Source organism: uncultured Dysgonomonas sp., assembly GCF_900079725.1.
In the GTDB taxonomy this organism is placed as follows: Bacteria; Bacteroidota; Bacteroidia; order Bacteroidales; family Dysgonomonadaceae; genus Dysgonomonas.
Window position 1 is genome coordinate 191,164 of the sequence record NZ_LT599032.1, and the last position, 23,077, is coordinate 214,240.

Below are 23,077 nucleotides of genomic sequence, written 5' to 3' on the forward strand. Positions count from 1 at the left end.
GCCAATTATTAATGTGCCAATATGCCAATTATCTTTATCGAAAACATTGGCATATCGGCATATTATCTCATTACTTCATTAAGACTTATACTTTATCTTTTTGTCCAAACTTTGTCAAATCCATCCCTCTCAAAGCTGCTTCAACTAATTCAGGCAACTTATCCGGTGAACAGGCAAAACAAGCGATTCCCAACTTGCTGATCTCTTTACCCAGATTTGCGTCATAATCAGGACGTCCAGTATCGGATAATGCCAACAAAGTTATAACTTTTACTCCATCTTCGTGCATTTGTGACAATCTTCGTAGCAATCCCGCACGCACACCGCCTTCATAGAGGTCGGAAATGAGGATAAACATCGTCTTTCGAGGATTGGTTATCAACTCCTGACAGTAAGCTACGGATTTGTTTATATCTGTACCACCTCCCAATTGTACACCGAAAAGCATGTCGACAGGGTCGTTTCGGCAAAGTTCCGTCAGGTCTGTAACCTGTGTATCAAACGCCACCACATGCGTATCCAATGTAGGCATACTGGCAAAGATAGAACCCATCACTGATGAATAGATAATAGAATCGGCCATCGAACCGCTCTGGTCTATATCAAGTATCACCGTCCAGTTCTTTTGTTTCTGACTGCGCTCAAAGAAGTAGAACTTTTCAGGGATAAGGCGTTTTGTTTTCGTATCGTAATTCTTGAGGTTACGGTTTATGGTTCGTTTCCAGTCTGTGGAAGCAAAATTGCTGATAGGTGAATGTGCTTTTTTATTCAATGCCCCTGTAACTGCCCGGCGCAGATTTTGCTCCATACGCTTCATTATCTCGTCGACCACTTCTTTTACCAGTTGGCGTGCGGTCTCTTTCGATTTTTCGGGTATTTGCCCTTTCAGAGCCATCAATGTACCCACCATCGAGATATCCGGCTTCACATTTTTAAGCGTTTCAGGTTCAAATAATAATTTAGTAAGTCCTTTTCGCTCGATAGCATCCGACTGTATTACACTCACCACATCCTGTGGAAAAAATGTACGGACATCAGTCAGCCATTTTGCCAGATTAGGAGCCGAGGGACCAAGCCCGCCTTTCTTACCTCCTGCCCCACTTTGCGAGGTATTCCCATCATAAATGGCAGCAAGGGCGGCGTCCATTACCGACTGTTGTTCGTTCAGTCCCACATTGGCCAAAGCACGGGTATCGGAACCGAGTATGAGGCGCCAACGGGTTGTATTTTTGTTATCACTCATATTTCTCTAAAATATCGTTCTCTTAAATCTTTAATCCACTTATCATTCGTAATATCCATTATAGCAGCAATATAATCTTCCAATAGTCTCGGACAGAAACCGGTTTCATCTTCTTTATCCGAAACTAGTTGCGCCCTATATTTATTAACTGCATTCTGGCATTGTTCATTTTCGGATGGATACAAAAAGACGAAGATACCTTCAGTGTATTTCTGATTGGATTCTTTTACATGAGCTATAGACAATAAATGATCTCTCCATATTTGTTGAATATGTTTTCGTTTCAGTGCATCTATATTTTCATAGAAAATACCACTATTCCTTGACAACTCCTCATATCTGATTTTGTGAGTTGCCGGAGTATCTGCCATATTCTCAGCATACTTTACTTCAATGGCTATAAAACCAATACCTCCTCTACGATGCTTGAATTTCACAAATACATCAAAAGCAGAATGATCTCCTGTATATTCTATTTTACCTCTTCCTTCCGAATGTTCAAAGAGTATATCTATCACCGTCTCTACCTTTTCTGGAAATTGATTGGCAAAAAATGCTGTAGCCAGATCTCGATTAATTTTTAATTCAGCGAAAAGGTTAAAGGCTAATGGCTGGCTAGATAATAAATTAGTATACAATCTGTTTTTTTCTATTTTAGCACCGGATTCTTTATGCTCTATTGCTTGTTTTACAACATCGCGAATAGTTTGAGTAAGAAAATTGCAGCCATCTTTGAATGCAATTTCCTTTTTTATATAATTACCTAATTCTATATCTTTAGTTTTCACTATATAAGAGCCTATCTTATACCCTTTTTCTTCCCTCCAAATACTTTGAATCAATCTGGCATAGGCAGCAAAGTCCGTATCGCTCTTATGATAGGCTTTATATCTTATCCTGTCGTCCAGTTTTATATTTTTTATACTCATAAATACTAAAAGTCAAAGTCAAAATCATTCAATTCGTCCAGTTTTTCTGTTTCTATGTCTGTCAATTCAGATTGCAATATCTCTGCCGTGACTTCTGCACCTGTTCCCCAGATATCGCCAAGCAATTCGGCAATACTATTCTTTTGATTTGGCTCAAACTCCCCGAATGCACGCCGCAGAAAAACAACCGAACGGAAAAATTCTTCATCGTCCAGTTGCTCGACATACTTGTCCAACTCCTTCCAAAGCGAGACACGCGATAACAATGCATAGCGGTTCCTTCCCGACAGGCCTTCAAACCATCCCGCACCCAAATCAGCAGGGACACCGGGGGATAAACGTCGCGAAACTTCCTTTGCACAGTCGTCTTCACTGGTCAGATTGTGTTCCAGCAGAATAGAAAATGCCGTACCCGACAGTTTTGTATTCAAGTCGTCGCGCCATGCCAGTTTCAGCAATTCTTTCTGCCATGTTTCCACATCTACGGTTTCGTATTGCTGCTGCGATATCAGTTCCATCACATTGATGGCTTGTGTAATACTACGGGCGGCCTTATCGTCGCAAGACGAAGCATCTACAAGCAATAGCGACGAGCGCAGGAATAATTGTTGCAGAATAGGGATTAACGGTTCCAGATTGAACTGCCGCAAGTCACCGTATTGTATCAATATTGATAGTTCGTGCGCAGCATATGCCGTTTCCTTGAAATCATTGGAATCAACAAGTAAGCGCTGTAAGGTACTTAGTGCATTATCAAATATATTTGTCAGATGGCATTCGCAAGCCTGCCGGATAATTTTGGCAGCAAGCGAAACATCGGCGCATTCATTCAATTGTTCTTTCAACTGGTAGGCGGCCGCTATTTCAAGCGTTTCACCTTTCAGATTAGCCTCTACTATTTCAATCTCTACTTCGGGTGTCCAGCGCAAAATCCATTTTTCGGCCCATGTGGCACTATCCTGAGATACACGTACCTGTTCGGCAAAGTGTATACCTAATACTCTTAACCTATGTAAAAAGGTAGAGCGGTTCAAGTCGATAAAGGCAGCATCTTTTGTCTTTACTTTCAGATTTTCGCGCAAATCAAGAGTAAGTTCCTGCGCTACTGCTGATTTATAATTGGTTAGTTTCAGGCGTTTCAGTTCCTGATTCATATCTTCCTGAACCGGAGTCTGGCTCACGCCTTCGGGCAAACTACCGATAGCCGTTCCTATATCCACCTTATTAATAGCCTCGGCAACGGAAGGCAAATCACCTCCACCAAAGCAGGTAACAACAGCATCGTGCAAGTCTTTCAACACAGGGAGCGAACCTCCACGCAGCGAAGTCAAAGCATTTGCCAACCGTACAGCTTCGATCACACTTGCAGACGAGGCATTATCTCCTTTTTCACGCAATGCCTTAGCTATTTTTGAGAGATAGACAGCCGATAAATCTCCCATTCTGTCCTGCTGTATGGCTTTCCACATCAATTCGAAGTAGTACGGTGCACGGTTTCCGGCACCATATCCTGTACGGCTACTCAGGCGAAGATATGAATACGGCATCAGCGTAATCTGAGAAGCAACCCGGGGAATATTATTGAGTTCGGCATCCGACATCGGAGGTAAATCACATTGAATACCCGATACATGGTATGCACCAACAATAATGACTATTTCTTCCGGCTTAAAACCTTCTGCGATAACCTGTTGTATTTCCCTGCGCATATAAGCCTCACGGATAAGATTATACGAATAATCGTAAGGGACACTTTCATATTCCTTATCCACTACCATATCCCGTATCTGTCCCGATTGGTAACTCAATCCTTCCTTGAATGTACCAGTATTGAGGTTATGTTCAAAATTCCGCTCCCAGTAACTTTCGTAATCGTCTTCTTCATAGTGCCTGGCTACTTTGTCGTAAAGCCCGTTATGGAACATATAGAATTCGTCTGCTGTTTCGTTTGCCTCCCTGTACCTTTCCTGTCGTAGTTTCAGCATTATATCGGAGGGAAGGTCGATAAACCGTACATCCAGTTTCTTCTTCACACCCCAGCATATCGCCTGATATTCGGGAGAATAGGATGCAAAAGGATACAGCACGGTCTCGATAGGCAGTTCGGTAGTATAGGCTAATACTGCAATAGGTGGTTTCACAGCCTTGTTTGCAATATTATGCAGCATATCCGTAGCATCGGAAGGTCCTTCTATCAGGATACATTTGGGTTTCTTTTCCTCCAGGTATTGTATCAGGTGATAGGATGCTCCCGGCGACAGATGTCGTACACCGAAAATATTATAGTGATTGGTCATTTTTTATTCTAATTGTAATAATCGTCTGTTTGCCAATATTTAGGATTTTCGCAAATGTATTCTGTTATTTTCTGATGTGAATCATCGTTACGGATAATGTGTTCGTAGTAGTTGCGTTGCCATAGTTTTCCATTGAACGCTGTCCAATTATTTTGTTTTACTCCATGGATATATAAATTAGTGGTTATCGATTTGAACGAGCCTATAATATCCCCTAGCGTTTTGCTGTTTAGCGTTGTAGGGGCAATCCCTTGTGGTTGCCCGTTTATATTACGGGTACCCACAAGGGGCACCCCTACAACATCGTCAACAATTTGTATTATACTATGTATATGGTTTGGCATAACAATATATTCATGTAAATCGATATTTATATAATATTGTTTTAAGTTATGCCACTGTTCATTGATCATTTTCCCCACATCATTCAACACCATTTCGCCATCAACAATATCTCCAAACAAACATACCTTATCTTTCGTACAAATGGTCACAAAATATAATCCTTCTTGCGAATAATCATATTCATAAAGGCGAATGCTATATCGTTGAGGTGGATTCTGCCGGCCCATTTTCTGTGTCTTTCAATATGAAAAGGCCATTACCCGTTCATATCACTACATGTATTATACAATCCGCGCCACGATGCCCCACGTTTTTTCATTACATTTTCGAGATATTCTTTCCATACCAGTTTGTCCTTGTCCTCGTCTTTTACAACAGCCCCTTGTAATCCGGCGGCAAGGTCTTCATCGGTTATAGTACCATTACCGAAGCTGGCAGCTAACGCCATACTGTTTGTTATCAGCGAAATTGCTTCCGCAGTAGAGATTACTCCACTCGGTGATTTCAGTTTTTGTTTCTCGTCCAGAGTAAGCCCCTGACGTAGTTCACGGAAGATAGTAACTATCTTTTCTATGGCTTCATTGGTAGGCAGATTAGCTTTCAAACGATAATTACCGGAAATTTCGGCTACACGCTTAGTTACAATCGATACTTCCGTTTCCAGATTAGCCGGAGCAGGTAATACGATAATATTGAAACGGCGCTTCAATGCCGAAGACATATCATTCACGCCCCTATCCCGTGTATTCGCCGTAGCAATAATAGAGAACCCACGTTGAGCAGGAAGTTCTTTTCCCAGTTCGGGAATAGCGATTGTTTTTTCCGACATGATTGATATCAGCGCATCTTGAACTTCGGATGCACAACGCGATATTTCTTCAAATCGGGCAACACTACCCGTTTCCATTGCACGGTATATCGGACTTTTTATCAATGCCTCATTAGATGGGCCATTGGCCAGTAACATAGCATAATTCCATGAATAGCGGATAGCTTCTTCGCTTGTTCCAGCTGTACCTTGTATCACTTTAGCCGAATCGCCACAGATAGCAGCCGTGAGATTCTCCGACAACCATGATTTTGCTGTCCCCGGCTCCCCGATAAGCAGTAAAGAGCGGTCGGTAAGTAGCGTTGCAATTGCTATTTCTATAAGGCGGTTGTGGCCTATATATTTAGGAGTAATGTCAATGCCATTAGCCTTACCCCCTACTACAAATTTCAACACTGCCTTTGGCGAGAGTTGCCAACCAATTGGCTTTTCCTCTTTTTTATCTTCTTCTTTCAGCGCATCCAGTTCGTGCGCATATAATAACTCGGCAGGTAGCCGTAGTACATCTTGTTTTTTGTCTGACATAGGTATATGAAAGTTATAAGTTATAAGTTGTTATGGGAGGATTCTATTTCGTCTGCTATATCCTCATATATCTGCAATGGATTCTTCTTATATAATTCTCTGTATTTGGCCGCATATTCTTTCGGAAACTGATTCCATATTCCTATATTTTTAAGGGAATTAAGTACATAATAATAAGTTTTGGGTGCATATTTAGCCATTGCAGAGTAAATAATATCGAAACGATCTTTTACTTTTCGTTCCATTATGATTCTGAAAATAGAAACCTGATCACCCGGCATAGTGAACCCAACTAATTTCACGAGTAATTTATCCAGCTTTTCACTTTCAGGTTCACAAGCACTGATAAGACGTAAAGCCCTGTCATGCTCATGTCTCCATTTGTATTTATCGACGGTAAACAGACTGTAAAGAATTTCTAACCAACGTTTGTCTATTTTATCTGTATCTACTTTGATATTATGTTCGTTTATGTTACTGTAATAATAATTCTCGTCATCGGTGTATACTGTATATAAATGATTAATGCCAATAGTATTTCGCCGAAATTGAGGGCTGAAAATATCAAACATTTTTTCTTTAGAATATCCGGCCTCTATTGCATCATAAAAATAATATCCCCATAAAGAACGTTTCCAGTTGGTTTCGGGAATATCGTTCATGTTTGTTTCGTAAAATTTTATCACTTGAACATTAGGGAAAGCTTTCAGCCCTTTCGTTATGTTGCTGGTTATATTTGATGCTATATATTCCAACTGGTTCTTTTTAGTCGAAATTAATTCATTATACTCTCTACTCCTTAGTACTCTACTGTAAAAATCTATAACTTCAGGGCTGTTTTTATTTTCTAAAATTTCAATGTTATGGCTAAATCTTTCCAGTTTATCAATATAATATTTATCTAGTGCATCCTTGTCTAATGCTACGAACTCCTCGAAGGCTTTGACAACCTGATTAAAAATTTCTTGAAAAAAAAATGGAAGCTTCGAAGAAGCTAGTGCTGTAACTATTGCCGGAAGATTTGTCTTGTTCTTATTATTTATATATACATCTTTCAGCTTTTCAAGGCTGGCACGTGTTCCCAACTCCACTAATCCCATATAGGCTGCTTCCCGCACCAGTTTATTCTTGTCATCGGCCAGTTTTATAATCAATTCTTCATTTTTAGAGTCACCACTCAATATATGGATTGCTTCCGCCTGAAGAACAGGGAGGGATTCAGATAATATCTTATCCACCATTTCCGGCAATTGTGCATAATTGAACTTATTTAATAAACGTAATCGTCTTGCATTTTCCGTCTTATCTTCATATTTAAAATTCTGAATCAGAAACGGAACAATAGGTTTTCCTACCTTTGGTATAATCGTTTTTTCTACATAGTCGCACAATTCGGCATACTTATCTCCCAAAGCAATATCCAGGTATTGATAGGTGCGTGAATCGTTAAATATATTCCGCTCCAATGCATCTTTCAGTATCTCCAGCCGTCCTGAATTGCTGGTGGTCAAAGCCTGCATCACCGGTTTCAGTTGCAAGTATGAATATTCGGTATTTACTTCATCCAATGGGATATTTGGGGTCTGTGGTGTTTCTTCTACATCAGTTTCCACCAATTCACCCTGAGTGTAAAGGATAGAATAAAGCAACGTAGATATAGTCATCAACTTTTCGGATGATTGCTGTGCATCGGTATTTAGCAGTTCTTCTATATCTTTAGCCAATTTGCCGAATACAGATGCTTTTTCGCCTAGTTTTTGGAGTATGGGAATATGCTTTTGCAGGCGAGGATCTCCCTTGGCAAACTTACTTCCTGCTATAAACAGGCGGTTTATTTCTTGTTGAAGGTCGTATAATGGTTGTAGTTTCATTGAAGTTTCAATTTAAAGATTTAATGTTTAAGAATTTAAAGGTTTAATACAATAACCTTATTATCTTTTCGGGTGTGATAAGCGACATCGGCTGTGCGGATAACAATCCTGTCTGCACATCATTGTTCACCATCACCGTCAGGGCAAAGCCTTCGGGTGTGGATGGCAGGATTGCTTTCAAGTTGGTTGCCGAAGATACATTCTGCTCTTCTATATCTTTCAATGTCAGCTTGTTTCCCTGCTTATCTTCTACTACAAGATTATCTCCGTTCAGATATGCTTTGTGAAGCGAAAGCAGTACTACCGGATGCTTGTCCTTCAACGGATTCTTTATTGTATTCTTTACGGCTTTTATAGTATCAGCATAATTGGCTGATGCGAAAGCAAGTATGGTTGCCAAATCTTTAGCTGTCAGTTTGCGTTCTTTCACCGCTTCGGCTTCCCAGCGTACACGTGGATTCTGGTCACCGGGATAGATATACATTTCTTTGAGTTGCAGTACATCGAATGAGCTGTTATCTTCCTTTATATACTTGGCAGCACGGTAAGGACGGTAATTTTCCGTTTTATATATCCTGCCTGTTTTGAGACTAAGCCAAAGGCCTTCATCTACATACTCTTTGCGTGCCTGATTATCATAGCTGTTAAATGATAGTTGGATTAGCTCTCCGTTTTCTTCATACAGTCCATACTGCATAAGTTCTATCAGTTTCCAGACATATCCGATCTGCTCTTCGATAGCCGAATCCAGTTCAGGGTTCCCTTCCGGGTCTTCTTTCCGTTTATTCAGGTAATCAGTACTTTTTTTCAAGAGGGCGGATATAAAATTAATCTGGTCTATAACCTGTGTATATTCTTCGTTCTCCACTTCTCCCAATTCCAGTAACAGATTGTTGAAAGCGGTTTGTATGCTGCCGATATAGTAGTTACCAAGTTCTTTTACCTGTGCCTGTATAGTTCTCGAAATTTTGGCATCAATTGATGAAAGCCCCGTCTGTACAATGTCTTTCAGTATTTTTTCTGCAATATCTATACCTGCGAGCTGGGCATCTATTTTCTTTACAAAAGCGGCCTTATTTATTTTCTTCGGTTTTTCTGCTTTTTCTTTTATAGACTCTTTCTCCAGCTCTTTCTTTTCTTGTTTTTTCTCTATTTTCTCACGTTTCGAAAGAATATCTTCCGGCACATCCGTAACTGTGAACGCTCCGCTGTTGGCTTCATAAGCGTATAGTAATCCTATGGCGTGCTTACAGGGAAATTGCCGGCTCGGACAATTACATCTGAATACAGGATTATTTTCCTCTATATAATCAGCTGAACAATAGTAAGGATTCTTACCGCTTCCGGCACATTCGCCCCAGATAAGGTTCTTTTCGGATGAGATTTTGAGATTTGCAAATTTGTTTTTCTTTACCAGGTCCCGGCCATTCTTGGCCGCATCGGCATTGGGAGCCAATTCTTCGATTTTCTTTTGTGTTATTTCCATTATATAATTAGTGTCCGGTTTATACTTCTGTGTAGCCGAATACAAATTTATAAGATTATTTTAGGAATGGGCTATTTGCTATAAACTATTTATAAAAGGACAAAAACTTGTTAATATACTTATCTTCAATAAAAAAGCCACAATAATGTGGCTTTCCGTTTCACTTTTTTTAAGAAACACTTATTCTTTAATAAAACTACTTATATTTTTTATCACTTCCGGCATAACAGGCTTATCCAGATTTGTATACGAATCTTTTATTTGTGTTGGCTGATCAGTAGTTTCACTGTTTTTCATTACATGATCCATTTTATCGATAATGATTTTTTGAGCTTTACTATTTGCATCGGCCAGTAGTTCAGCTTGTTTTACCGTTACCTGAATATCAGTTGTGCCTTGTAATATAAGAACGGGAATCGTCAATTTAGAAATTTCTTCCTGCGGATTATACTTAAACCAGGAAATCATATAAGGTTGTACGCTTGGACGGAAAAGCATATTGAGCGAAGCAGGAACATCTGTGATGGTCTCGCCTTTCTCTAATTTGTCTATATATGAAAATATCATATCTTTTGCCACCTGTGGCTGTGTAGCCATTTGTTTACTCAACTGTTCCTTCAATATATTTGCTGCCGGCTCACCCACTCCTGCAATATATATATATCTAGAGACTTTCTTATTATCCTGTGCAGCAATCATTCCTATCAGCGAGCCTTCGCTATGTCCGACGATGGCAATCTCCGAAAACCGTTTATCCTTAGCCAGAAGGTCAATCCAACTGCGCACATCATTTATATAATCATCGAAGCGTAAATCAGCTTCATCTTTTCCGGCGGCCTTACTTTCTGCAATACCCCGTTTATCGAAACAAAGCGTTGCTATATTATTATAAAATAATCCGTCAGATAGCATTTTCAGAGAATTATTCTTCATCTGGCGCTGATTCCCGTTTCGGTCTGTCGGACCGGAACCGGCAATAATCAGCGCTACCGGGATTGGTTTATTATTCACCGGGACTTTTAGTGTACCATAAATATCTCCTGTACTGGTTTTTAAGACTATGGGTTCTTCTGTAACCAGTAATTGTGCCGATGCCCTTGTTGTGAAAAAGAATAAGAGAAGTATGATAAGTATCAAATAGAGTAGAAGTCCAAGTAATTTTCTTTTCATAGCATTCATTTTTAGATATTTACAAAATGATATACAGAACTATTTTAGAGAGGATTTCGGCAACAATCAATGCGATTGCAAATGATATCCCGCCTACTCCCCCTTTTATATTAGCCGATACCGAATAAGCATTATACTTGAGAACAATAGACCAGATGGCAAACAGCATCGTAACTAATCCTGCCACAGTCATCATCACTGCATTTTCTTTCAGTACAGCCATCATTTCACCCATATTTATTGTATTGATATCGCCTATGCAAATATGAAAAGAAGGTATAAATCCTAACAATGCCGCAAATATCAACGGCGCTTGCGACAATGCCATTGTTCCGGTAATATCTATCAGCCGTATAGATGATTTGGTCACGATACGGGCTGTCAGATAAAACACAAGAGTAAGTAATCCCCACCCCACCAATTGGTATATGATATGGGGTAGATACAAAGTATCGGTAGTCAGACATCCATAATGAATGTCGAGTGCCCCATCAAAATGAGTATTGCTCAAATATCCTAATATGGATAAAAGAAGCATAACAACCAGGCCAATAATAAGTGCTTTTGTGCCTGCTATAAATCTGAACGGGGTGAACAACCATGCTGCAATCGAATTGTTATTTTTCATAGCTTTTTATTTTTTCTATTATATCATCTAATAAATTTCTCACCGTAGGATAACTTAAACCTAGGTCTTTAGCCATCTCTTTGAGGCTACCGCTATTCTTCACAAACTTGAGGATAAACTCCTGCTCTTCTACAGGCAAGCGTGCCAATACTGGGAGTGCATATAATCCGTGTACTTCTGTGCCGCAATTTTCGCACAGTAAACTTTTTACTTTCAATTGAGCCTGACAGCTCGGGCAATTACATGGTAACATAATTTTCTCTATTTTCACAAAACTAATAATTATTTCAATAATATCAAAAATACAATAAATAATATTTAATATTTATAAAAATAAATTTATATATATACTATTTTTATTAATTCAATATTAGCTTTTATTTAATTTTATTTTTGAAAAACTATAAGCATCTTACTATTGTTTCTTTTGTAAGTGGAAAAATCCTATGGATATATAAGCTGCAATTTATTTATCTTTAATCCCGATTATACATAGCATCTATATATGGAATATTATCATGTTATACTTTTCCTGCTGGCTATAGCCATAGCAATATCAGTTCTTGCTCCCAGAGTAAAAATACCTTATCCTGTCTTGTTAATGGTTGCGGGCATTGCGGTGGGATTCATCCCCGGCTTTCATTATGTACCTATCGATCCCGATGTAGTATTCCTATTATTTCTACCGCCCCTGCTTTACGATGCTGCCGTAAATATGCCGTTTAAGGATTTCAAAGCTAATTTTGGAACTATTTCCATGATGGCTGTCACATTGGTTTTCATATCTATGATTGCAATTGCCATAGTAGCCCGTTTCCTGATTCCCGACATATCGTGGCCGGTAGCATTCGTTATAGGGGCGATATTATCCCCACCGGATGCAATTGCCACTTCGGGGATAACCAAAAGCCTGAGCCTATCCCATCGTACAAATACAATTCTTGAAGGTGAAAGCCTGATAAACGATGCATCGGCTCTTACTGCTTACCGTATTGCCCTCGGTGTAGCTACAGGTGGAATATTTTCGGTATGGGAAGCCGGACTGGAATTTGTTGTTACCATACTAGGAGGCTGTCTCATTGGCGCTATTATGGCTTTCTTGTTTGGATATACAGTATCGAGAGTGAAGCTGGAAAGTACAGCCATTGTCAGTCTGAATCTGATGCTGCCTTTCGTAGCATATCAGTTTGCCGAAGAGCTGAATGTCTCGGGAGTCCTTGCTGTTGTATTTATGGGTGTGCTCATTGCCGGACGTGTACATAAGAACAAACTATTGTCGGAGGTCACACGCGGGCAATCACGTTCGGTGTGGAGCATAATCATTTATTTGCTAAGTGGACTGGTTTTTATACTTATCGGACTGGAATTGCCGCAGGTGCTTAGGGAGATACCTCCATCATCAGTCATTCCTCTCGTAATTAGCGCCTTTGCCATCTTTGTAATAGCCTTACTCATTCGTATAATCGTTGTATTCAGACATAAGTTTAAGCTGGACAAATTAGTTTCTATTGTAAATAGTAATGCATATGAAACTAAAATATCGTCCCGCCGGGCTGAAAGGATAAAACATGTGAAGGCTCTTACTTGGAAGGATGCATTACTTATCGGCTGGTCGGGCATGCGGGGGATCGTATCTGTTGCTACAGCGATTGCTTTGCCTGTTACATTGGATAATGGGACTATTTTTCCCGAGCGCAACAGCATTATATTTCTTACCGTATTAGTTGTTGTATTGATGCTGCTTATACAAGGTATGGGCTTACCTTTACTGATTAAATGGCTGAAAATAGAAACCGGCGATGAAGATATGGAACAACAAAAGGCAGAATCTGTCCCCCTCAAATAAAAAAGGCTCCGGATAGTACCGAAGCCTCTCTATATAGTTAATATCTATCATTCATTTATTAGAGTGAATAACTCTTCAGCAGCTTCGCGCGGACCATCTTTTGTCTTGCCATCGATAGCGAGCGATGTATGCATCTCTCCTATCTTTACTCCGGCTGCCTTCATATCTTTGAAATATTGGCGAACCAAAGCCTCTGTTTCTTTGCGTTCCTGTACAGGTCCGAACGGATTTGCAAAATATGATTTCACCAGTCCCTTTTCGGTTGTAGTTCCTTTTGCTTTACGGGCACCATCTTCAAATACCTGAATGGCATGATCCAGATTGTCATAAATAAGGATTTTCTTATCTGCCTCATTATAGTTATTCGCATAAAGGAAATAATCGATCGGATAGCCTTTGGATATAATCTCATAAGTAGAGATAGGTATTGTAACACGGGCATTAACTTTATCCATATTGGTATATACTCCTTTATCCAACTGCTCGAAAGCATAAGCCGGATCAAGGTCGTCTACACGGACAAATGCTCCGATTTCGGTTCCGTATGCCTTAATTGTACCATCTTTTTCTTTTTTCAGATATCCCATATCATCGAAGATTACACGCATGTGACGAATGTAATTCTCATTCAGGGTACGGAATGCTTCCAGACTTTCCGATTTTCCGGCACCACTGTCTCCCATAATGATAATATTGGATTCTTTACCGTTGCGAAGTACAATGTTTACCATAGCTCCGTGAATAGGTAAACGGCCTGTATCTATCTGCTTCACATTATGCAATGTAAGAAGCATTTTTTTCATATAGCCGAAATAATCGATATCATCGCAATAATTAGCATAACCGATAAGAATATCATTCTTTTTATCTTTATAATAGAATGTTCGCTTTTCTTCGTATCCGTCAGGATAGCCGAATACATATATCATATCGGGTTTTTTACCGATATATTCGGTTTCCGTTGCCAATTCAAACAGATTCGCCAGTCCAATACCATGAACCATAAAATCTTTATGAAAATAAACAAAGGTAAGCATATTACCTACCTTGGCGGGAAATACAAACCAGTCATCTTCATTTAGCACAACGTTCACCAATGGATTTTGTTGGTGCTCCTGAAATATTCCGTCACGGGTATTTCTCTTTGTATAAGAAATATATGGTGGTTGAAAAACAACAGTGCTGATAAAAGGTATAGATGTTAATCCTTTATATTCCACCGGACAATTCCAGTTTACATCGTTCAATGTAAGTCCGGCATTGGCTCCGGCTACAGACTGGCGATAAACGCGCGTTTCGTGACCATTGACGGTAGTTTGTATCCTGCGACCTGTAGATAATACAAGATCATTGAACATATCGTTGGCCTGAATGAAACGGACATTTTGTAATCCATCCCCTACCCTTGTATTTCTTACAATAGTATAACGTTCAAGCCTTTTCCAGTAAGCAAAAAGCAATTCGGTAACTTCTATAAACAGATGTTTATCTTCAAAGAATTTCGAATATTTATTATCAACTGCAATTACTTCATCTATTTCAAATACTGTCAGCAATTTAAAGACTTCTATAAGGGAATCCACTGTTTCGTCTTCGCTACCGAAATGAGTGATGTAATAGTCATATATGACTCCTTCATCTTTTTTCAAAACCTGTTTAATGAAAGATTCGACAACTCGTCTGAATCCATAACTATTAAGCAGTTTTTGTTTCGTATCGCAATATTTGAGCGTAAAGTTAATCATTGCTCTTCCTCTGGAAAGCGTAAATTCGTGTAACATAATGTTTTATATATGGTTAAATAAATACAAAAAGATTAATTTCCTTAGAACTATCTAAGCAAAGGTAACAGTTTTTTTTAACTTTTCGGTTATTTTGACACGTTATAAATAAGGCTTATATGTTAAATATTCTTTTAGAAGTATATAAATTATCTACTCATTTTAGAACTTATATGTACCAACTTTGTTTTATAATAAAGGATAAGCAAATACAATGGATATGAATTATTACATATACATTAAAACAATAATATTATGGCAAATTCTAAAATTACAAACATTCTGGGCGATAAAAGTGAATACCTGCTCGGACATGTAAGCAAAACTATCGACAAGTCGTTAATTCATGCACCCGAACCCAATTTTATAGATAATATCTGGATAGATTCGGACCGCAACATACCTACATTGAATAGTCTTCAACGCTTATTCAGCCATGGTAGACTTGCCGATACGGGGTATTTATCAATTCTGCCTGTAGATCAGGATATCGAACATAGTGCAGGAGCTTCCTTTGCTCCAAACCCAATCTACTTTGATTCTGAGAATATTGTAAAATTAGCTATAGAAGCAGGATGTAGTGCCGTAGCATCTACTTACGGAGTACTAGGATCGGTAGCCCGCAAATATGCGCATAAAATACCATTCGTTGTGAAGATCAATCATAATGAACTACTGACCTATCCTACCGCTTATGATCAGGTACTGTTCGGCACCATAAAAGAGGCCTGGAATATGGGAGCAGCAGCCGTTGGAGCAACAATTTACTTCGGATCCGAACAAAGTCGCCGGCAGATTGTTGATATAGCTAAAGCATTCGAGTATGCGCACGAATTGGGAATGGCTACAATCCTTTGGTGTTACCTTAGAAATAGCGATTTCAAGAAAGACGGAGTAGATTATCATAGTGCCGCCGACCTGACAAGCCAGGCAAACCATATAGGCGTAACCATAAAAGCCGATATAGTGAAGCAAAAGCTGCCTACTAATAACGGAGGCTTCAAAGCTGTCAATTTCTCTAAATGGGATGAACGTATGTATACTGAACTGGCATCGGACCATCCGATCGATCTTTGTCGTTACCAGGTAGCCAACGGATATATGGGACGTGTAGGCTTGATCAACTCAGGAGGAGAATCGCACGGGGCTTCCGACCTAAAAGATGCTGTATACACTGCCGTGGTAAATAAGCGTGCAGGTGGGATGGGACTCATATGCGGACGAAAAGCATTCCAGCGCCCGATGAAAGAAGGAGTGGAACTCATCAATGCTATACAAGATGTATATTTAGATAAAGATATAAAATTAGCGTGAGCTAAGTCTAGTGTTTTTTATTATAGTTGCTGAAGATGTCCCTGCACCCCACGTGTAGGGCTTCTTTTTTTAATATCAATTTCTATAGCTGCAATCTGATAAATTCATCAAAAGAAGAGTATGGATCCGATCAAAATATCATACTGAAAACAGTCCACCCCTCTTTAGTATGATGCTTGAGGTTACCTCCATGTAGCCGCATTATGTAACGGGATATACTCAGCCCTATTCCTGTCCCCGTATTTTTAGTCGTAAAAAACGGAATGAATATATTTGGTATCACTTCTTGTGGAATAGGTTTGCCATTATTACATACATCTATATTCGTTTTGTTGTCGGTATGACCGATCTTTATTTTGATACTTTCATTTATATCTAAAGCTTCAACTGCATTTTTTACCAAATTGACTAATACCTGCGTAATTTGTGATTCATCAGCATTTACAACCAATGACGATTGAGCGCATTGCAATTCTAAAGATATTCCTTTTTCCTGCATCAATGCCGACTCCAGGCTAACGACCTTTTCTATCAGAGGAATCAGATCAAACTCTTCCAGTTGAGGCTTGGGTACTCCCGTAAATTTACGGTACGACTCCACAAACACCATAAGCCCTTTAGCCGTGGAACTGATGGTTTCGAGAGCATCCACTGTGTTTTGACGAAGATTATCCGATGGGACATCCTGAGATAGCTTATAAGAGAAGAGCAATGTATCTGTCAGTGATGTGATAGGCGCTATCGAGTTCATTATTTCATGTGTCATCACCCGGATAAGACGTACCCACGACTCCATCTCTTTCGCCTCCAGTTCGTTTCCGATACTATTAAGTGTAAAGATTTTCATTGTACCTCTTTTCAGTGTTATTTTGGATACGCGCAGGCTGATTTGAGTCTCTTCCCGTTCATTGGCTATTTTCAGATACTTATTGTCATTTATCTCCAAATTGATGAATGTAGCAGGCAGAGAATCATCTATTACCCTCAATTGGTTTAAATGAGTGAAAACCGGCATACCCAGCAACTCATTAGTTGCTCTGTTTATTATCAGTACATTGTTATGTTCATCCAATATGATAATTCCCGTAGATACACTTTCTACTATCAGACTCAGAAACTTTTCATTTTCTATAACTTCTTTACGGGCTTTGGAAAGGATTTCTTTGATCCGGTTCATCATCTGATTCAATTCCTGTTCTCGTTTCGACAGTTTGGTTTCTGCAAAATTGAATGAATAATCACCATTGTCGAGAGCATTGAGCAGGAATAAAATATTCTGGTTGAATTTTTTATAGTGTTTTTGCAGCCTGTTAATGGAAAATACAGCAATCAGGATACACAATGGCCCGTATACATATTCTTTTTCAAGGAAACAGTATGTAGCGGCAGCTACCGAAAGTATCAGCAGCCCTATATATATGAAGAGTTTATATTCTATCGATTTAAACATATTTCTCAATCATTTTTTTTTCCTGTTTTCAAAGAAACCTTTTACATTAATTAACTATAAAATATTAAAACCTGACACATCTGACAGTTTTTTCATCGTTTCTCTCTTGCTGTTTTTGCATCCGTTAACTATATATAGTTAAAAGGTAACAAAGGTAACACTATTTACAGTTAACAACTTGTATCTCGTATCCTGTATACTTTTCCGTTTTTCACCTATTACTTATCTTTTCCATATAGATGAATAAATCTGATTATAATCCATACTTTTTCATCTTATTATAAAGTGTAGGACGTGTAATACCCAGTTCGGCTGCTATAGCTGATATATTTTTATCATATTTGCTCAATGCTTTTTCTATGAGTATTTTTTCCATTTCGTCCAGTGTAATGGATTCTATAATCGCAGCCCTGTCTTCTGTTGCCCGCATATAGAAATCGGAAGGTTGCAATTCTGCCCCATCACATAAAATAACAGCTTTTTCTACGGCATGTTCCAATTCACGCACATTACCCGGCCATGAATAATTTTCAAGTTTTGATACAGTCTTTTCATTAAATGCCAAACCTTTTTTATTATACTTTTTTGCAAAGCGCAATAAAAAGAAGTTGGCTAGTAAAGAAATATCTTCTTTCCGGTCACGCAATGCAGGCACTTCGATCTGAATAGTATCGAGACGGTATAATAAATCCTCCCTGAATTCGCCGTTTCTCACCGATTCGAACAAATTACGATTTGTAGCACTTATTAACCGTATATCTACCGGTATGGGTTTATTGCTTCCCACCCTTACTATTTGTCGCGATTGTAATGCAGTAAGCAGTTTTGCTTGTAATATATAGCTAAGATTTCCTATCTCATCCAGAAAAAGGGTACCTTTATCCGCTGCCTCAAACTTTCCGGCTCGGTCGGTTCTTGCATCAGTAAATGCACCTTTTGTATGACCGAAAAGCTCACTTTCGAACAATGTTTCAGTAATAGCACCCATATCTACACTGACAAGGGTTTCCCCTGCCCGCAATGATAATTGATGTATTTTTCGGGCAATCAACTCCTTTCCTGTACCATTTTCACCTGTAATAAGTACATTAGCATCCGTTTTAGCTACTTTCTCTATCATTGAGAGCAAATTCTGCATAGCTCCGGATTTCCCCCAACATACATCAGAGTCTTTAGTCAATTCCGAATTCAGGATATCTTGTTTTTCTTTAAGCTTCTTTACTTCCCTCCTCGATTGACGAAGAGCTAAGGCAGATTGCAGCGTTGCTAGTAATTTTGCATTATCCCAAGGTTTCACCACAAAATCGCTGGCGCCTTCTTTCAGGGCCTTCACGGCCAGTTCGATATCGGCATATGCAGTGAATAAGACAACCGGAAGTTCCGGATCGGTCTTCTTTACTTCCGACAGCCAGAACAAGCCTTCATTACCTGTATTTATTCCGGCCGAATAGTTCATATCCAACAATACAATGTCCGGATTTTTTTCTCTGAGCATAGAGAGGAGCATATTGGGAGATGATAATAGCGTGACTTCTTCAAAGTAATTATCAAGTAAGATACGCAATGCACTCAATACATTTTTATTATCATCTACAATCAGAATACTGCCTTTTTTCATTCCGGAGGTTTATTAGTCAATGGTACAAATATAGAAATTTATTAGTTATGCCAATTAGTAGCTGAAATAATTGTTGTTGCGTGAAAACGTTGGATTCTTTTCATCATATAAGCATTCTTTGTAGAAACTTTTATCATTCGGTTCAAGCCTGCCGCGCCCTCCCGGGCTTGCCCTCACTTTTGGCATTGCCCAAAAGTAAGCAAAAGGCTAGCGCTTCGTTCCTCGGCGACCCACAACCGGTTTATCGGCTGAAAGGGACAAACGGGCTATCGCCCCGTCCCTTTCTTAGCCGACTGCACCGTGTGGGTACCCCGCCTGCGTCACTAATGCGCAGGGGCTGACGCATATTAGATTAGGGGCTTTGCTCCGTTAGTGCGTCAGCCTGCGCCGTTAGCTTCATGGACGGGGTACCCGTAGGATTAAAAGACGAAAAAACGAAAACGTGTTTGAGCTTATCTGCCAATTCATATTTTACAAAATTATCTTTGGTAGTTAACCTCTTGAACAAAAGGCTGTAAGTGGAATTTTTCAACTAGCGAGGTAACGATTTGGCAACCGTGCGTTTTGCGCTGTATTTCCTCAAATAACTCACTACAAATCTACACATTATTTCTCAATCCCAATACATATTTTTTTCTTTTTTTATTGATATACATCTCATTCATGCAGGGAATAGATAAGGCAACACTTTTTAGAAATTTACTCTTTCCGTATGCGGAAAGGAAGAAATTTCTAAAAACCGCTTGCGGCTTGGTGTTGACGTTCTATTGCCGGAATGTACTTTTGTAAATCAAATAAAAAAAAGAACTATACTACTTCCCTTTCTTTTGCCTTTTTCCTTTATGGCACTCTTTAAACTTATACCAATAAGTTTGAACTTTATCAACAACATGATATGTATACCAATTTTCAGCTTCTAATAAGATTGGAGAAGTGGAATATTTTTCACGTATACTGTTAACATATGATTGAAAATCCACAATTGTATCAATTGTCTCAAAATCAATCTTATTATTGGCTTTTGCCTTAAGGAGAAACTTTTTTAAAGAATCTTTGTTTTCAAGAGATTCTTTCGTAAAATCTATATCGCTAAAGTACTGCACCTTAGCATTTTTCCAAATGGGGTATGTTACTAATCCAAAATGCTTTCTTTTGATAACAACTAAGTATAATGTCTGATTGCCATAAGTGCTATAATCAATTGCAGGATTTGTCTGCTCCTTTTCTTTACCTTTTCTCCCATAGATTGAGTTATCAGAATAATATCTAATAGGATTAATTACCACAGTACCATAATTATTAAAATAATCGGAAATAGGACTCCATCCTTTTTTGAAAGGACTAACAACAACTTTACCTTGATTGGTCGATAGAATAATCTTTTTACTTATCTTTTCATTAGCAAAAAGTTGAGATAAATTTACTAAATGAGTACCAGAAGTATATTCTATTGCTGGTCCAAATCGAAATTCTTTTGTACTTAGTGCAGGAATTATATGAAAATAGCTTTCATTTAAATTGTCTTTGTCAAGCATATCCAAATAAATATTATGTCCAAAGCGAACAAAAATATCAAAGATTATCAAATCCTTATCTTTCAAGTTCTCTAAAACAAGAGTATGAAAATAATTATTAGATGATGTGATTGAATATGAAATTCCTGTCCAACCACGAACCTTATGCCCATATTTTAAAATGTAAGTTTTATAAGTGATTAGAAGTACAATTGCGGACACAAATAAACTGATACAAGAAATCACTATAACTAATAAGTCAGATTTATTTATATCTTTCAAAAAATCTTCCATTGCTATTTTGCATTAAAAATAACTAGTTGACGTATAATTATCATGAATAATATATGTGATGATTAACATTGAACCTCTCTATATATTCTAAATACGTTTATTCTCTCAAACAATCAAGTGCAAATTTACATAATAATCATCAAATTTTAAGTATGTTATCCTTTAGATAATTACTATCTTTTAAATCCTCGCTTCGGTTTTTTATTTTTTCTTTTCACGGGAATTTGTTGCTCCCCTTGCTTGTTAGTATCGGGAGTAAGCATGCCTAACGCAGAAGATAAACCCAAATCGGGAAGACTGAAAGATTGCTTATCTTCTTTCTTATTTTCTTGATTTGCGGACTGCTTATTTGTGTATATGTTGGTTTGCATATCAGCATTTTTTCTTGCATTGAAAATCTGTTGTTCCTGCATATTGAGTTGCTCGGTTATACTGCCGTTCTTCATCGTGTTATAGTACTCAAAAGATTCTGTTAGGGGGCGGTTATAGCTGAATAGCTTATCAAATCCCTGCTCTGTCTGCCGGAACAGGTTCTTCCTGTCAAAACCTCCTTTGATTGCCCCTTTCTTAGTGTTCTTGTGGTTGGTAAGCGGTGATAGTTTCTTTTTGTTCGCTTGGTCTTTCCGGCTGACAATCAAATGGCAATGCATATTCAGTTCGTTGTCCGACCTGTTTCGGTCGAAATGTATTTTGCCGTAAAACTTTATATCCTCTGCTGATAGTCCTTTGTTGAAGTTCTTTGCGTATTCGGGAATAACAATTTCCCGGATATACCGTTTCATGGCTTCGGCTTGTTCCTGTTCTGTGTTACCCATTGCCCGAAGTTCTTTTTCCGATGGGCTGACATGAATAGCGTAAAACTTAGCATCCATTTTCATAAGTTGCCCGATATTGCCGTCTATATCCTTAATGACTTGGGATTTATAGATATTATCCTCTGTCTGGTTGAAAAACCCTTCGGTATAGATTTCTTGCTCCATGCGTTCCATATCTTCATGCTCCATGTATTGGGTCAATCTCCGGCTACTGCCTGCATTGTTGTATGTGCCTTTGGACGGTGGCGGGAAATCTATGTTCATAGATTATTCGTTTATCAGGTCGTTGATTTCAGTTCTTAGGTTCTCTTTCCGCTTGCCGTCCATTACTCCACAGGTTGCCAATTCCGAATATAGGGAAATCAGTTGTAGAAGTTTATTATTATTTCTCTCCTGTTTCTTTAATGATGAGTTTACGGCTTGGGCGAGGTCGTTAATTTGTTTTGCTTGGTTGTTAATCACTCCGGCATGTTGGTTGAACGTTTCGCTTATCTTTTTCAGAACATTATCCTGTAATTCCCGTGTAGAATTTATTTCCGAGGTTATTAACCCCTTTTGTTCTTTCACAGAAGCATCAAATTTGACAGCAATAGAATGGCTTGTCCGTATCATCGGATTGAGCTGGTTTTCTTCGTACTTCCGAATGAAGCGTATAATATCATCCTGCCGTTTGTTAATCTTGGATAGTTCCGATTTTACTGATTCGGGAGCATCAGCGGGGTTGATATGGGCTTTGTCCAGATACAGAAAAGCCAGTTTCACAACTTCACTTTTTTTCAGCGAATAGCGTTTGCATATCTTTTCAACTAAACGACCTGTTTCCTTGTCTATGGAAACGGTAGTATATATAATCTTTTGGACTTCATTTTTCATTATAATTACTTTTTAATAGAATTTTATATTATTAAATGGCTGATAATTAGCGACAAATGCGAAAGGTTAATTATTAGACTAATTACAGCGTGTTTATCTAACACGCTAAAGCCGAAGGCTTTGCCCCGCAGGGCAAGAGGAAGAACAGGACAAAGTCCAGTTCCCTCTTGCTTAATTTAGCGAAACGAACAGAGCCGGAAGGCGAGGTTGTTTCTGCTAAATGCGGAGCTATTACTTGAAGGCATAAAC

19 protein-coding genes are annotated in these 23,077 nt (G+C 38.7%); 3 read left to right on the forward strand and 16 right to left on the reverse strand.

From position 1 onward, the window contains the following. Window positions 1–85: 85 nt before the first annotated feature. The 10 genes from QZL88_RS00795 to QZL88_RS00840 all read right to left on the reverse strand — a co-directional run bounded on the left by QZL88_RS00795 (window position 86) and on the right by QZL88_RS00840 (window position 11,576). Window positions 86–1,243, reverse strand: coding sequence for a VWA domain-containing protein (locus tag QZL88_RS00795; RefSeq protein ID WP_296937946.1), 1,158 nt, complete (start codon window positions 1,241–1,243; stop codon window positions 86–88). Then, window positions 1,240–2,172, reverse strand: a complete 933-nt coding sequence (locus QZL88_RS00800) for a hypothetical protein (protein ID WP_296937947.1) — start codon at window positions 2,170–2,172, stop codon at window positions 1,240–1,242. The genes QZL88_RS00795 and QZL88_RS00800 overlap by 4 nt, the downstream gene beginning before the upstream one ends. A gap of 5 nt (window positions 2,173–2,177) precedes the next feature. Beyond that, window positions 2,178–4,469, reverse strand: coding sequence for a DUF5682 family protein (locus QZL88_RS00805; RefSeq protein WP_296937950.1), 2,292 nt, complete (start codon window positions 4,467–4,469; stop codon window positions 2,178–2,180). An 8-nt stretch (window positions 4,470–4,477) separates the two neighbouring features. Continuing rightward, window positions 4,478–5,041: a transposase gene (locus QZL88_RS00810; protein WP_296937952.1), complete on the reverse strand. Its 564-nt coding sequence runs from the start codon at window positions 5,039–5,041 to the stop codon at window positions 4,478–4,480. Between the two features lie 29 nt (window positions 5,042–5,070). Further along, window positions 5,071–6,168: an AAA family ATPase gene (locus QZL88_RS00815; RefSeq protein ID WP_296937954.1), complete on the reverse strand. Its 1,098-nt coding sequence runs from the start codon at window positions 6,166–6,168 to the stop codon at window positions 5,071–5,073. Window positions 6,169–6,188: 20 nt separating this feature from the next. Continuing rightward, the gene (locus tag QZL88_RS00820) at window positions 6,189–8,039 is read right to left on the reverse strand and encodes a HEAT repeat domain-containing protein (RefSeq protein WP_296937956.1); all 1,851 of its coding nucleotides are present in this window, start codon (window positions 8,037–8,039) and stop codon (window positions 6,189–6,191) included. Between the two features lie 43 nt (window positions 8,040–8,082). After that, complete coding sequence (locus tag QZL88_RS00825) at window positions 8,083–9,525, reverse strand: SWIM zinc finger family protein (protein ID WP_296937958.1); 1,443 nt, start codon at window positions 9,523–9,525, stop codon at window positions 8,083–8,085. 180 nt (window positions 9,526–9,705) lie between these two features. After that, the gene (locus QZL88_RS00830; RefSeq protein WP_296937960.1) at window positions 9,706–10,695 is read right to left on the reverse strand and encodes an alpha/beta hydrolase; all 990 of its coding nucleotides are present in this window, start codon (window positions 10,693–10,695) and stop codon (window positions 9,706–9,708) included. A gap of 19 nt (window positions 10,696–10,714) precedes the next feature. Beyond that, entirely contained in the window at window positions 10,715–11,323 is a 609-nt protein-coding gene (locus QZL88_RS00835) for a hypothetical protein (protein WP_296937963.1), read from the reverse strand. After that, on the reverse strand, window positions 11,313–11,576 hold the full coding sequence (locus tag QZL88_RS00840; RefSeq protein WP_296937964.1) for a DUF2089 family protein: 264 nt from the start codon (window positions 11,574–11,576) through the stop codon (window positions 11,313–11,315). The genes QZL88_RS00835 and QZL88_RS00840 overlap by 11 nt, the downstream gene beginning before the upstream one ends. A gap of 252 nt (window positions 11,577–11,828) precedes the next feature. Between QZL88_RS00840 and QZL88_RS00845 the strand changes: the two genes are divergently transcribed. After that, window positions 11,829–13,169 (forward strand): Na+/H+ antiporter, encoded by a 1,341-nt coding sequence (locus QZL88_RS00845; protein ID WP_296937966.1) that lies wholly within the window; start codon window positions 11,829–11,831, stop codon window positions 13,167–13,169. Between the two features lie 47 nt (window positions 13,170–13,216). Here QZL88_RS00845 and QZL88_RS00850 read toward each other — a convergent pair whose 3' ends face one another. Then, window positions 13,217–14,950, reverse strand: a complete 1,734-nt coding sequence (locus QZL88_RS00850; protein WP_296937969.1) for a phosphoenolpyruvate carboxykinase — start codon at window positions 14,948–14,950, stop codon at window positions 13,217–13,219. 255 nt (window positions 14,951–15,205) lie between these two features. Here QZL88_RS00850 and QZL88_RS00855 point away from each other — a divergent pair, with 255 nt between their 5' ends. Then, the gene (locus QZL88_RS00855; protein ID WP_296937971.1) at window positions 15,206–16,264 is read left to right on the forward strand and encodes a class I fructose-bisphosphate aldolase; all 1,059 of its coding nucleotides are present in this window, start codon (window positions 15,206–15,208) and stop codon (window positions 16,262–16,264) included. Window positions 16,265–16,394: 130 nt separating this feature from the next. Here QZL88_RS00855 and QZL88_RS00860 read toward each other — a convergent pair whose 3' ends face one another. Together QZL88_RS00860 and QZL88_RS00865 are read right to left on the reverse strand one after the other, a co-directional pair. Next, on the reverse strand, window positions 16,395–17,714 hold the full coding sequence (locus QZL88_RS00860; protein WP_296937973.1) for an ATP-binding protein: 1,320 nt from the start codon (window positions 17,712–17,714) through the stop codon (window positions 16,395–16,397). 253 nt (window positions 17,715–17,967) lie between these two features. Then, on the reverse strand, window positions 17,968–19,332 hold the full coding sequence (locus QZL88_RS00865) for a sigma-54 dependent transcriptional regulator (protein WP_296937974.1): 1,365 nt from the start codon (window positions 19,330–19,332) through the stop codon (window positions 17,968–17,970). A gap of 80 nt (window positions 19,333–19,412) precedes the next feature. On the opposite strand from QZL88_RS00865, the gene QZL88_RS00870 reads away from it, so the two are divergent. Beyond that, window positions 19,413–19,673, forward strand: coding sequence for a hypothetical protein (locus QZL88_RS00870; RefSeq protein ID WP_296937976.1), 261 nt, complete (start codon window positions 19,413–19,415; stop codon window positions 19,671–19,673). 471 nt (window positions 19,674–20,144) lie between these two features. Here the strand turns inward: QZL88_RS00870 and QZL88_RS00875 are convergent, their stop codons facing one another. The 3 genes from QZL88_RS00875 to QZL88_RS00885 all read right to left on the reverse strand — a co-directional run bounded on the left by QZL88_RS00875 (window position 20,145) and on the right by QZL88_RS00885 (window position 22,828). Further along, a complete protein-coding gene (locus QZL88_RS00875; protein ID WP_296937978.1) occupies window positions 20,145–21,140 on the reverse strand; it encodes a hypothetical protein in 996 nt (331 codons plus the stop codon). Window positions 21,141–21,313: 173 nt separating this feature from the next. Further along, window positions 21,314–22,219, reverse strand: a complete 906-nt coding sequence (locus QZL88_RS00880) for a DUF5712 family protein (RefSeq protein ID WP_296937980.1) — start codon at window positions 22,217–22,219, stop codon at window positions 21,314–21,316. Window positions 22,220–22,222: 3 nt separating this feature from the next. Continuing rightward, entirely contained in the window at window positions 22,223–22,828 is a 606-nt protein-coding gene (locus QZL88_RS00885; RefSeq protein WP_296937982.1) for a BfmA/BtgA family mobilization protein, read from the reverse strand. Window positions 22,829–23,077: the final 249 nt, after the last annotated feature.